The organism is Bacillus sp. AF62, from assembly GCF_050312695.1.
Classification (GTDB): Bacteria; Bacillota; Bacilli; order Bacillales; family Bacillaceae_G; genus Bacillus_A; species Bacillus_A cereus.
The window spans coordinates 112966-126234 of record NZ_JBNPJZ010000012.1; the positions used below are offsets into that span (position 1 = coordinate 112966).

Consider the following 13269-nt stretch of genomic DNA (forward strand, 5'->3'; position numbering starts at 1 on the left):
GTTTTTTTATTCGTCTTCTTTTCTATCATCGATTTGGAGTTCTTTTTCTGGTTTATGGTATGTGTAGAAGCTATCTACAAGTAAATCTAAATGCTCTACTTCTTCACTATAGTTAATAATGGAAGAAATAAGAGGGAAGAGATGTAGCCATGTTTTATATGCTTCTTCATCGTCCTTATTTTGATATTCCATAAAGATATCAATTAATTCTTGTTTACCTGTTTCAACTTCATCAAGCATCTCAACAGATTGTTGTTTTTTTGCTTTACCAATAAATTTTAATAAAACTTGTTCATGATAATGCGTTAATGAGTCAAGTTCGTTTTGGATAGATTCCTGAAACTCTTCCGGCATGTAACGCAGTTCGTTTTCAGTACGGTGTAATGATTTTAACGTACTTAAAGCACGGCTTGTTGTCGCTAACATTTGTCTGAATAAAACGAGCTTACGAATTTTTGCGAACTTTACTTTTTTCGTGTAGCTTCTTTCTTCTTTATACAGCAAATAGTAATGGTTTAATTTGATCATTTTTTCTTTCATACGATCAATATCAGTTTTTAGCGTTGTAAAATCAGAAGCTTGCCTGCTATTCATTCGAATCCATTTTACAATTTCTTCTGTATTATCAACGATACGATGATAAAGTTTTGTTTCATATTTCGGCGGCATAAATACTAAATTTACAAGTGAAGCCGCAATAATACCAATCATAATCGTCGCAAAGCGAAGTAAGGCAAAACTAAAGAAATCTTCGCCTTGATACTCCATAATGGCGATAACTGTTACTAAAGCAATTGATATTGTGTTTTCTAATCGTAATTGCAGTGTAAGAGCAATTACTAATATACATGTTAATCCAATAATAAAAGGATTATGTCCAAAAGCAGTAGCAAATGCGATAGCAAATATCGCACCGATTACATTTGCTTGAATTTGTTCAAGTGCGGTTAAATAAGAACGGTATACAGAAGGTTGAACAGCAAAGATAGCTGAAATTCCCGCAAATACCGGACTCGGTAATTGAAGTAAAATACAAGCAAATAAAGCTAACGTGATGGCAATACCCGTTTTTAAAATGCGAGCACCAAGTTTCATACCCTTAATAAGATCCTTTCTCTTGTCATAATGAATGTACAACATGATACTATACATTCATTACAATATGTTAGCAAGTGATATTTTAGTGACGTTAAAAGAAATTAGTATTCATTTTATCGCGCTAATTGTGAACAGTAAGATTCCCGCCTCTAAATTCAGTAGCTGGATGCCGGTAAACGCTCAATTGCTGTAGGCTAATTAAAGTTTCACTTTATAATTTTTCCTAATTTCTTTTAAACATCAGTTTTTAGTAAAAAGACCTGCTGAATTTCAGCAGGTCTCAAATTGTTACTATAGATTACTATGAGAAGTGTACTTCGTCAATTTTTTCTTAATAATGAAAATTACTCATGTCACTCTGTTGAGATAGATGGATCTGCCTGTTCTTTTTTCGGGATAATTTCAAAAAACTGGTTCTGTATATCATCTAATAACGGGGTTAACAAAGCAACTTCCTCATATTGCTCATGCTCGTTTAGTACACGAATATAGTCTAGCAATAATTCAGTTACATCTTTCAAACCATTTTTACTAATTGGTTGTAATGTAACATTTGCCCCTTTTGCGATTCTTCTTTTTAAGGCCTGTTCTGTTAAGCCTAAGTTTGAATCATGACGTAAATAAACAACACCGCCAGTCATGCCGGCGCAAATCCATGGACCAGGGTCACCTAAAACAAGCGCTCGCCCATTTGTCATATATTCAAAAGCAAACCCTTTAATATTGGAGTATGCCCCTATATTTCCGTGCTCTTTTTCACGGAGTGGTTTTGTTATTCTACCTCCAATTATCATGTCTGCCCCAGAAAGGCGAATGCCAGCGCGAGCATCAGCATTCCCTTGTACGTATAGTGCCCCTTTTTGTGCGCCATATCCAAATCCTTTTCCGACAGAACCGTTATAATATACTCCGTCTTTTCCTTTTGATTTCGTTATATAAATCCCACCACCAAAGGAAGTTTTACCAATGCCATCTTGTGCGCCGCCATTTACGTGTATAAATAAATTTTCACTATTGTAAGCACCTAACCCATTTCCGGGAATAGAACCATTCGTATACTTTAATGTAAGTGGTTCAAGTTGAGTAGCTTCATATAGTTTACTGCGAACGCGATAACATGATTCTAGACCACCCATAACGCGTTGCTCTACACCAACGCCTACTAATTCTTTTGAGTCAGCGGAATGAACTGTTTTAAATTGTTTTTCCGGTACGCCTTCTGTTGTTGTAACAGATGGATGTTCTATTATTTGTAGTAAATTACGTAAGTTTAATAAATTTTCGCCTCGAACTTGCTCTAATAAATCAGAACGCCCAACAATTGCTTGTAAATTTGTATACCCAAGCTGTCCTGTTAATCGTTTTAGTTCTATACCGAAAGTGGTGAATAAATTTAGCAGGCCAGCAACTGCGCTTTCTAATTCGCGCGGAACGAAGCGGCGTAACCCATGTTCTTTTGCTTGTGCTTCAGACTCAATTTGTGTCGCAATTCCGACATGGCAAGTATCTAGATGACACCCACGGCAAGTAGTACAGCCGATTGCAATCATTGATAGTGTGCCAAATCCAATACGATTTGCTCCGAGGAGCATGATTTTCAAGGCATCATTTACACTTCGAATACCACCATCTGCCCAAATCTCTACTTTATGTCTCATGCTTGCTTCTAATAAAGCGTTGTGAGCGGCTTTAACACCAATTTCTACAGGGAGACCTACATGCTGCAATGCGTGAATACGTGCAGCACCTGTTCCGCCATCGAATCCGCTAATGTTAATAAAATCAGCGCCAGCTTTGGCGATACCGACAGCAATTGTTCCGATATTAGGAACGACAGGGACTTTCACGGCTACTTTGGCAAGTTGATTAGCTGTTTTAATTTCTGTAATCATTTGAGCTAAATCTTCAATTGAATAAATATCATGGTTATTAGAAGGTGAAATTAAATCTGAGCCGATTGTCGCATTACGTGCTTCAGCTATTTTGGCTGTCACTTTTGAACCAGGTAAATGTCCACCTTCCCCAGGCTTTGCGCCTTGACCGATCTTGATTTCAATTAAGTTTGATGAGTTTAGTAGTTCGGCATTTACTCCAAATCGTCCAGATGCCACTTGTTGTCCACGTGTATGTGGGTATTTACCAATCATATCTTTAATTTCGCCGCCTTCACCGTTCAAGCTAATCATATTTAGCTGATCGGCCGCTTCTGCATATGCGCGAAAGGCGATTTCGTTTTGAGAACCAAATGACATAGAACTAATAATAAATGGTAAATTATGATTTTGAATGCCGATAGATACTTCTTCAGTTGGAACGACATGTTTTGTTTGTTTCGTTTGAACAAGGTGTCTGATTGCGATTGGATTATTCTCTTCTAGTTCACTTAACTTGTCACGGTAATCATCATAAGAATTTCCTTTTGCAACATCGCCAATTGCTTTCCAAATTCGCGGGAATATATGAAATGATTTTCGCATTCTAATTTTAGGATTGTTATAATCCTCTGCTCGTATTTTTGCATCTTCAGTAAGTGATTCAAGTGAAAAAGCTAAATCATTTGAACCGAAGAAATTTGTAATTTGTAATATATTTGCAATTTCTTCATGTAACCCAATAGATGAATAGAGACGTCCGTAACCACGTAACTCATGAATTCCAATTGTTGAAATGACTTTTTCTAGTCCTTTATTAAGTGCATTATACAGATTCGTAATTGGTATTTTTGTTCCATCATTTACAGTCGCGAATAATAAATATGGATTAATACTATCTGCTCCTAATCCATATAGCGTTACAATGTCATGTAAGGAGCGAAGGGCACCAGAACGTATAACGAGAGAACAATTGCGGCGTAATTTATTTTCACTTAATGCTTGATGTACTTTAGCGGTAACTAAATGTGGATCAATCCACAAGCGTTCATTTAGATGGGCTTTTGCGTCATCTAATACTAGTAGAGAAGCACCATTGTTAACAGCAGCTATCGCTTCAGAACTAATGCGGCTTAATGCACATTGCAGAGTTTCTGACGAACTGAATGTAGCAGAGATTGTGGCGATAGAGTTATGAGTCATAAATAGCTCTATGAGTTGTTCATACGTAATTGTGTGTAATTCCTCTGCAATAGGTTGTGCCACGCTGCCTTCTAAAATAATTGGTGAAAGCATTTCAACTACAAATGGCCGTTTTGCGCCGCTTAATAAACTTGGACGCTCTCCAAGTACAGTACGTGTAGAGAAGTGTTCAATTTCACGGTCACGGTCAATTGCAGGGTTTGTAACAACAGCTACACTTTCTTTAATAAAGTCAGCGATATTTCGTCTATCAGTATCGAGTGCGGCAAGTGGTGAGTCATGCCCAAGTGAGCGAATGGGCTCAACGCCTTTTGTTGCCATCTGTTCAAGGAGCTGAATATGTTCTCGGTCCCATCCGAAAGCGACGTATTGTTTCGTTTCAACTTGAACAGAATCACATAGCCCTTGGATTTTTTTCGTTTCAGGGATAGATAAATTTAAATGGTAATTGGTAGTATCAATTCGCTTTTTAAGACGGTTATATACTTGGATTTGATATTTGTCATATTCATAAAGAACAAGTTCATCTTGTTCATTCCATTTTAATCCAACCTTTTCTCCAGGGGCGAGTGGTTTTGGTTCTGCTACATATTTAGTTGGTGATACAACTCCAGGTTCAGAAGAGAAAATATAAGAGCTCTCTGTCTCTACTTTCCAGACTGGGCGTAATCCAAGGGAATCAACACTGAAAACAGCTTCATCTTTAAAACGGGAAATGATGCCAGCTGGTCCTTGTGCAAAATGTCCCCATGCTTCACGTATATACGTATATAAATCTTGTAAAGGTGTTTCATAAAGTTTAATTTCATTAATAATTGGAGGGAACAATATTTCCATTGCTTCAAATAAACTGTAGTCGTATTGAACAAGTAGAGTTTCTAAGGTGCGGTTTAAATCTTGAGAGTCACTGCCTCCAGCAGTAAGTGGTACATCAATCATTTCAGCTTGATCGCGTAATTTTGCGATTGTGTTAATTTCACCATTATGTCCGAGAATGCTAAATGGTTGTACACGAAAAAAATTAGATAATGTATTAGTAGAGTAGCGGTTATGTCCTAATGTCATAGTTGAAGCGATAAGTGGATGTTGTAAATCATTATAGTAGGCAACAAGTGTATCACCAGCACCTAGAACTTTATATACAACATGATCACGACTTAATGAAGCAACATGAATTGCTTCGTTTTCCTCTATTTTTATTGTGACAGAAAATAATGTTTGCTCAATATTTGTAATTTCGTTTTCTGCGATAAGGGCAACTTGCCAAAATAAAGGTTCTTCTTGTTTACCAAGTGGACCGAGTGCATCGGAGTTTGTTACATCATCACTTTCGAAAATGATTGTAAAATTTTTGTTGTTTAATTGCGTACGAATATAATCTTTTAAGATAGTAATGTTTTCTTTTTTATTTAGAAAAAAATGTCCAACGATAAAGTGGGGATGATCCACAATCGTTGGATTATATCCGCTACTTTTTAGTTTTTCATTCCAAATCGCTTTTGGTACATCAATGTGAATGCCGATGCCATCGCCCTCACCATTAATGAAACCAGCTCTATGATTCATTTTGACGAGTGATTGAATACAAAGGTCAATGTTTTCTTTGGTAGCAATTTTTCGTTTCTCCATAACGGAAACGATTCCACACGCATCGTGTTCTGCATTTCTATAATCTCGAAATAAAGACGGTGTCCATGTATTTTTTGTATTGAGCATCCGTCAATCCCCCCTCTTATAAAAGTTAGAATAATCTTACTATTTAAGGTGCAAATCACCTTGTACACAGAGATAGTAATGCTGTAAAAGAATATAAAACAGATAATTATGAATAATTATACTATTAATACGGGATTTATGAAATAGAAAAAAGGAAAAAAGAAAGGTGAGCTTTCTTTTTTCCTTTTAATGACGGGATTATTTATTGTCTGCTAGGGCAGCAAATGCTCTGCCGACAGCTTCGATTGTATATTCAATATCTTCTTTTGTATGTTCTGTCGTTAAGAACCATGCCTCGTATTTAGAAGGTGCTAAGTTAACTCCTTCTTGAAGCATAAGCTTGAAGAATTTACCGAACATTTCACCGTCTGTATCTTGTGCGGCATCGTAATCTTCAATTGTATTTGTTGTGAAGTATACAGTTAAAGCTCCTTTTAGACGGTTTAATGTAATGTCGATATTATGTTTCGTTGCTTGCTCTAAAATTCCTTTTTCAAGCATTGCACCAAGTTCATCTAATTTCTCATAAAGTCCTTCTTGTTGAAGCACTTCTAGACAAGCGATACCTGATGCCATAGAAGCAGGGTTTCCTGCCATTGTACCAGCTTGGTATGCAGGTCCAAGCGGAGCAACTTGTTCCATAATTTCTTTCTTACCACCGTAAGCACCGATCGGTAACCCGCCGCCAATAACTTTACCAAGCGCTGTTAAGTCAGGTGTCACACGAAGTAAGTCTTGAGCACCACCGTACATAAAGCGGAAAGCAGTAATAACTTCATCGTAAATTACTAGTGCGCCAGCTTCGTGAACAAGTTCATTCACTTTTTCAAGGAATCCTGGTTTAGGTTCTACAATACCGAAGTTTCCAACAATCGGTTCTACAAGGATAGCTGCTACTTCATGACCCCATTTATCTAACGCCTCTTTTAAAGTTTCTACATTATTAAATGGAACGGTAATAACTTCTTGTGCGATACTTTGTGGTACGCCAGCTGAGTCAGGAGTTCCTAAAGTAGAAGGACCAGATCCAGCTGCCACAAGTACTAAATCAGAATGACCGTGGTAACAACCAGCAAATTTCATGATTTTTGTGCGACCTGTATAAGCACGAGCAACACGAATCGTTGTCATCACTGCTTCTGTACCAGAGTTTACAAAACGGACTTTATCTAATGCAGGCATTGCTTCTTTTAACATTTTTGCGAATTTTACCTCTAGCGCTGTTGGTGTTCCGTAAAGTACCCCATTTTCAGCAGCTGTTGTAATTGCTTTTGTTATATGCGGATGAGCATGTCCAGTAATAATAGGACCGTATGCTGCTAAATAATCGATATATTTATTTCCGTCTACATCCCAGAAATAAGCGCCTTTCCCGCGTTCCATAGCAACAGGAGCGCCGCCGCCAACTGCTTTAAAAGAACGAGAAGGACTGTTAACACCGCCAACGATATGCTCTAAAGCTTCTTTATGTAATGCTTCTGACTTTGTGAATTTCACTACAATTCATCTCCTTACAAAAATCTATGTATTATTCTAACATGTTTTTCGAAAAGACGTATTGTTTGTGATAGCGAAGGCAGTTGGGTAAACTATTCGTTGTGACATTTAGGAGGGGGGTCCGATTATGAAATCGGTAATTGAGGTACAAGGGTTACGTAAAGAGTTTACAGCCTATTCAAGTCGTCCGGGCTTAAAGGGTGCATTTCGCGATTTATTAAATCGTAATTATAAAATAGTACCAGCAGTAAATGATGTATCTTTTACTGTAAAGCAAGGTGAAATGGTTGGTTATATCGGTGAGAACGGTGCTGGTAAATCAACAACAATTAAAATGCTTACGGGGATTTTGACTCCGACATCAGGGCAAATCACAGTAAATGGAATGAATCCACATAAACAAAGAGAAGAATTTGTAAGAACAATTGGTGTTGTCTTTGGACAGCGCTCGCAACTTTGGTGGGATATTGCAGTCCAAGAATCGTTTCGTTTATTAAAGAAAGTGTATGGTGTATCAGACGCTCAGTATAAGGAGCATATGGAGCACGTAATTGAAACGTTAGATATAGGGCCTTTATTAGATAAACCAGTTCGAAAATTATCTCTTGGTCAAAGAATGCGTTGTGAATTAGCAGCAGCCTTAATTCATAATCCACCGTTATTATTTTTAGATGAGCCAACAATTGGGTTAGATGTACTTGTGAAATTGAAAATACGTGAATTTTTAAAAGAAATGAACGAACGTTATAAAACAACAATTTTATTAACTACTCATGATATTACGGATATTGAAGCTTTATGTGAGCGTGTTATCATGCTGGATGAAGGAAATATTATGTATGACGGTTCTTTAAAAAATCTTCGTACGCAGTGGGGAGCAGAGAAGGAAATACACTTTCAGTTTGTTGCACCAGTTTCCTATCAGGCTTTATCAATGGTTATGCCAGATAATCATGTTGTTTGGTCGAAAGCGAAAGAGGAAAACGCATGGGTTGCAAAAATTCCGAATGAAGAAGTTGTTATTTCAATGCTTATTTCTAAAGTAGTACAAGCATTTCAAATTAAAGATTTAAAAATTAACGAAGTGTCTACAGAGGAAATTATTCGTAACATTTATGAAGAAGGTATTACGCATGGGTAAGTATATTGAAATGATTCGAATTCGCTTTTTAATGATGCTTGCGTATCGCACAAACTATTATAGCGGGATTTTAATTTATACAATTAATATCGGCGCATATTATTTTTTGTGGCAAGCAATTTATAGCGGAAAAGAGAATATTGAAAGTTTATCTATTTCGCAAATGACTACGTATATCGCAATCGCGTGGATGGCACGTGCGTTTTATTTTAATAATATAGATAGAGAAATTGCGATGGAAATTCAAGAAGGCCGTGTGGCTGTAGAATTAATTCGTCCTTACAACTATTTAGGTATGAAAGTTATGCAAGGTCTTGGCGAGGGGATATTCCGTTTTGCATTCTTTTCCATCCCGGGCATGGTGATCGTTACGCTATTATTTTCATTGCAAATTACAACGAATTTTCAAACGTGGTTATATTTCTTCTTATCTTTAATATTTAGTTTTATTATTAATACACAAATTAATTTAATGACGGGAATGCTTACGTTTTTCTTATTTAATAATAGTGGAATTATGTATGCAAAACGCGTTGTTATTGATTTATTTTCAGGTCTATTATTACCAATTAGTTTTTATCCGTTATGGGCCCAAAAAGCAATGATGTTTTTACCGTTTCAGGCTATTAGTTATATTCCAAGTATGATTTTTTCTGAAGGTATACAGGGGAGTAAGTTGTATGAGGCTTTAGTATTTCAAGTGATTTGGGCAATTGTACTTATTATTCCAATTGTACTCATGTGGAGAACGGCGAGAAAACGTCTAATTGTACAAGGGGGATGATGAGATGCTATATATAAACTTATTTTTACAATATGCAAGTCAATATATAAAAACGAAATTGGAGTATCGAGGCGATTTTATCGTTGGTTTACTTTCTGATTTATCGCTTCAAGCAGTTAATTTAATATTTATTCTCGTTGTATTTGGGCATACACAAGCATTGAAGGGATGGAGTCGAGAAGAGGTAATCTTTATTTATGGTTTCTTTTTAGTACCATTTGCCATCTTTTCAGCTTTCTTTAATATATGGGATTTTAATGATCGATACATTATTAAAGGGGAGATGGATCGTGTATTAACGCGACCGATCCATAGCCTATTTCAAATTATATTAGAAAGAATGGAACTTGAATCTTTAATTGGAGCCATTACAGGGATTGTTGTAATGGGATATGCAGCTGTGGAGTTACAATTATCTTTTTACTGGTATGATTTCTTCTTATTTATATTGATGGTAGGAGGAGGAGCACTTGTATATGGAGGGATATTTGTTACGCTTGCGAGCCTTGGTTTTTGGTCGGATGCGAAAAGTTCAATTATGCCCCTTATGTATAACATAGGTAATTACGGGCGCTATCCTGTTAATATTTATAATCGTGTAATTCGTTTCATTTTAACGTTTGTTTTACCGTTCGCGTTTGTTGGAGTATATCCAGCAGCATACTTTTTAAGAAAAACAGAATGGAGTAGTTATGCATTCGCGACGCCACTTGTTGGTGTTATCTGTTTTACGATTGCAATCAACCTCTGGAACCAAGGAGTAAAAAGATACCGTGGCGCGGGTAATTAATTATAGAAGCTTGTTCGTTTCTAAGGGATAAATCAGTCCTCCACCTCATACATATAAAATGAGGTGGAGGACATGTTATGGGGATTTATTCTATTAATTGCAGCAATCGCTATTTTGAAAAGTGTCCAATTATTATGGAGTTCTTATTCAGATTCAACGCGTTTTTTTTCGCTGTATAATTTGGCCACATTATTTTTGATCTATACAACAGTACTGATCGCGTTTGGATTAAGTTACGTTGTATTAGAGGAAATGGGTTTCGCAGTTTTGAAAGAGGACGGAGAAAGTTTGAACGTTCATTCTTTTCAACTCGTTGAAGTTTGTTTATATTTTAGCGCAGTTACTTTATTGTCTGTTGGATATGGTGACATATCTCCGATTGGAATTGGGCGATGGATTGCAATTGCAGAAGCGCTAATTGGATATACACTCCCTTTTGCTTTTGTGATGAGGTCTGTAATAGACAATGAAAAATAAGGAAGCATTTGTTATAGTAAAGGAAAAGAGTAGGAGTGATAACAATGATTACAGTAGGAGAAATGGCACCAGAATTCACATTAGAGGGAAGTAACGGAGAAGAAGTTAGCCTAGCTGATTTTCGCGGTAAAAATGTAGTTCTCTATTTTTACCCGAAAGATATGACGCCAGGATGTACAACTGAAGCATGTGATTTTCGTGATGCGTATGGAGTATTTCAAGAGAAGGATACGGTTATTCTTGGAGTAAGTCCTGATTCAGCGAATAGACATTTGAAATTCATTGAGAAACATGAATTGCCATTTACACTTTTAGTAGATGAAGATCATAAAGTAGCAGAGTTATACGATGTTTGGAAGTTAAAAAAGAACTTTGGGAAAGAGTATATGGGAATCGAGCGTTCTACATTCCTTATTAATAAAGACGGTGAACTTGTAAAAGAGTGGCGTAAAGTGAAAGTGAAAGGACATATTGAGGATGTTCTTTCTTATATAAAATAAATCTACGTTGGAGATAAAATATGCAGAAACAAGGCAAGTGTCTATACATATTTTACTGCCTTACATAAAGTGGAAGTGTAGGGCATACCTCCTCAGATGATAGTATTCCAAGTGCGATTATGTCGCACTTTTTTCTATGTAATATATGAAGAAAAAGGGAAAGATACATAAAAACAAGTCCTGAATATAAAAATAAACCACATACTTATAGTAGAAATATTGACGATTTATAAGAAAAGGAGTACACTCTTTATAAGAATTATAAAATAATAATCCGTATAGAATCGGGGTGCATGACGGTGGTCAAAGAAGAATTAAAAGAAGCGCTAGAAATGCTGAAAAATACGGGTGTACGCATTACTCCACAGCGTCATGCTATTTTAGAGTACCTTGTGGAATCAATGACGCACCCAACAGCGGATGATATTTATAAAGCATTAGAAGGTAAGTTTCCAAATATGAGTGTTGCAACTGTCTATAATAACTTACGTGTGTTTAAAGAGGTTGGACTTGTAAAGGAATTAACTTATGGAGACGCTTCAAGTAGATTTGATTATGTTACAAGTCAACATTATCATGTGATTTGCGAAAAATGTGGTAAGATTGTTGATTTTCCTTATGGAGGCTTGGAAAAGCTGGAAGAGGAAGCTGCGAAAACGACAGGCTTCGTTATCAATAGTCATCGCTTAGAAATTTATGGCGTTTGTCCAGAGTGTCATAAGGCGTAATATATAATAAAGAAAGAGGCTGACGGCTATACGTCAGCCTCTTTCTTTATTATATAAGGATTAGCGTGAGGTTAATCGGGATTTACAGTGCTAAGTTAGTAAGAAGGGTTAGATAAAAGTTTGTCGAATTTACTTTGTATTGGTGGAAATGAATTCTTGGAGGGGACATTTTGAAGAAATATGAGATTAAAAGTGACATTCCAACATTGGAAGAATATAAATATCTATGTGATTCTGTGGGATGGACTAATTATATGAACTTTGAGGTGGTGGAAATATCACTTCAAAATTCGATTTACTGTATAACAGTCAAGGATAATAATCAAATCATCGGCATGGGCAGAATTGTTGGTGATGGGGCTATCTATTTCTATATTCAAGATATAGTGGTTCATCCAGAGTATCAAAAGAATGGTATTGGAAAGGAAATAATGAATACTTTAGTAGAATACTTAAATCAGAATGCTCCAGATAAAGCATTCATTGGTTTGTTTGCGTCGCAAGGGAAAACGTCATTCTACGAAAAATATGATTTTAAAGATTATTCGCCTAACATGACAGGGATGTTTACTGTTATTTCGAAAAAATAGGTGTAATAAATTTAATAAAACAATTAAAAAGTTGATTTCTTAATAAATCAACTTTTTAATGAGTTGAAACGTTTGTAGTGTTGCAAACTCGTATTTCCCTTGATACTTATGATTTATAACTCTTCTTGTTATACTTTTCATCAAATTCTTTTCCTTCTAGATCTCGATCTAGTGTTAAAGGTTGATTGCAGTGCATACATGCATCGACACGGCCGAGCATTTTTGTTGGTTTATCACAGCTTGGACAAATAATTTGGATAGTCTTAGTAGATAACATACCAATCCAAAAGTAAACGACAGTGCTAGCGATAACAGCTAAAAAGCCAACCATCATAAAAGTTGTCATGATAATAATGTTTTCGCGGAAAAAGACACCTAAGTATGCAATGAAGAGGCCGATAAATACTAAACTTAATGCAAAGGTCCGGATTTTATTGATTTTGTTTGAATACTTAATGCTCATTCTCACCACACTCCTATAATAATAATATAACATAAAATTTAGAATTTTCACTCTCGTGTAAATTGATAAAGAGATAAGATATGAAATGGATAGGAGAGGAGCCATGAAGAATGAATGGGTGCTATAATGATTTTTAAGTTTTTAACGGGATGTGAAATTTTTTTGTAAAAAGTATTGACCCTGTATATACTGCATGATATATTAATAACCGTCGCTGATGCGGAAACGCAGAAAACGACAAAAAAGAAATTGAAAAACTTAGTTGACATTGAAAAATGAAGATGTTAACATAAGGAAGTCGCAAATGAGCGACCAAGTAGTTCTTTGAAAACTGAACGAAACAAACAACGTGAAACGTCAATTTTTATTTTTAGATGCTAGACAAACTAACTTTATTGGAGAGTTTGATCC

The 13269-nt window shown here is 36.0% G+C and carries 12 protein-coding genes; 8 read left to right on the plus strand and 4 right to left on the minus strand.

Translation table 11 applies throughout. The features are described from left to right. Positions 1 to 6: 6 nt before the first annotated feature. Positions 7 to 1095 carry an aromatic acid exporter family protein gene (locus tag ACQRBL_RS02390; protein ID WP_000765788.1) on the minus strand — a complete coding sequence of 363 codons (1089 nt, stop codon included), beginning with the start codon at positions 1093 to 1095 and terminating at the stop codon, positions 7 to 9. Between the two features lie 43 nt (positions 1096 to 1138). On the opposite strand from ACQRBL_RS02390, the gene ACQRBL_RS02395 reads away from it, so the two are divergent. Continuing rightward, positions 1139 to 1291 carry a hypothetical protein gene (locus tag ACQRBL_RS02395; protein ID WP_153601216.1) on the plus strand — a complete coding sequence of 51 codons (153 nt, stop codon included), beginning with the start codon at positions 1139 to 1141 and terminating at the stop codon, positions 1289 to 1291. Positions 1292 to 1451: 160 nt separating this feature from the next. On the opposite strand, the gene ACQRBL_RS02400 is transcribed toward ACQRBL_RS02395, so the two are convergent. Beyond that, positions 1452 to 5888, minus strand: coding sequence for a glutamate synthase-related protein (locus ACQRBL_RS02400; protein ID WP_000935316.1), 4437 nt, complete (start codon positions 5886 to 5888; stop codon positions 1452 to 1454). Between the two features lie 198 nt (positions 5889 to 6086). Next, positions 6087 to 7385, minus strand: coding sequence for a glutamate-1-semialdehyde-2,1-aminomutase (gene hemL, locus ACQRBL_RS02405; RefSeq protein WP_000673247.1), 1299 nt, complete (start codon positions 7383 to 7385; stop codon positions 6087 to 6089). Between the two features lie 127 nt (positions 7386 to 7512). Here hemL and ACQRBL_RS02410 point away from each other — a divergent pair, with 127 nt between their 5' ends. The 7 genes from ACQRBL_RS02410 to ACQRBL_RS02440 all read left to right on the plus strand — a co-directional run bounded on the left by ACQRBL_RS02410 (position 7513) and on the right by ACQRBL_RS02440 (position 12395). Next, positions 7513 to 8526 (plus strand): ABC transporter ATP-binding protein, encoded by a 1014-nt coding sequence (locus ACQRBL_RS02410; RefSeq protein ID WP_000843653.1) that lies wholly within the window; start codon positions 7513 to 7515, stop codon positions 8524 to 8526. Then, complete coding sequence (locus ACQRBL_RS02415; RefSeq protein WP_000521519.1) at positions 8519 to 9310, plus strand: ABC transporter permease; 792 nt, start codon at positions 8519 to 8521, stop codon at positions 9308 to 9310. Before ACQRBL_RS02410 ends, ACQRBL_RS02415 begins: the two co-directional genes overlap by 8 nt. A gap of 4 nt (positions 9311 to 9314) precedes the next feature. Then, positions 9315 to 10100 carry an ABC transporter permease gene (locus tag ACQRBL_RS02420; RefSeq protein ID WP_411996145.1) on the plus strand — a complete coding sequence of 262 codons (786 nt, stop codon included), beginning with the start codon at positions 9315 to 9317 and terminating at the stop codon, positions 10098 to 10100. A 72-nt stretch (positions 10101 to 10172) separates the two neighbouring features. Further along, the gene (locus tag ACQRBL_RS02425) at positions 10173 to 10577 is read left to right on the plus strand and encodes a potassium channel family protein (RefSeq protein ID WP_000964345.1); all 405 of its coding nucleotides are present in this window, start codon (positions 10173 to 10175) and stop codon (positions 10575 to 10577) included. 44 nt (positions 10578 to 10621) lie between these two features. After that, positions 10622 to 11077: a thioredoxin-dependent thiol peroxidase gene (gene bcp, locus ACQRBL_RS02430; protein WP_000633711.1), complete on the plus strand. Its 456-nt coding sequence runs from the start codon at positions 10622 to 10624 to the stop codon at positions 11075 to 11077. 299 nt (positions 11078 to 11376) lie between these two features. Next, positions 11377 to 11805: a peroxide-responsive transcriptional repressor PerR gene (gene perR / locus ACQRBL_RS02435; protein WP_000237829.1), complete on the plus strand. Its 429-nt coding sequence runs from the start codon at positions 11377 to 11379 to the stop codon at positions 11803 to 11805. Between the two features lie 170 nt (positions 11806 to 11975). Continuing rightward, positions 11976 to 12395, plus strand: a complete 420-nt coding sequence (locus tag ACQRBL_RS02440; RefSeq protein WP_411996146.1) for a GNAT family N-acetyltransferase — start codon at positions 11976 to 11978, stop codon at positions 12393 to 12395. 106 nt (positions 12396 to 12501) lie between these two features. Here ACQRBL_RS02440 and ACQRBL_RS02445 read toward each other — a convergent pair whose 3' ends face one another. Further along, positions 12502 to 12858, minus strand: a complete 357-nt coding sequence (locus tag ACQRBL_RS02445; protein ID WP_000025058.1) for a YgzB family protein — start codon at positions 12856 to 12858, stop codon at positions 12502 to 12504. Between the last annotated feature and the right edge of the window lie 411 nt (positions 12859 to 13269).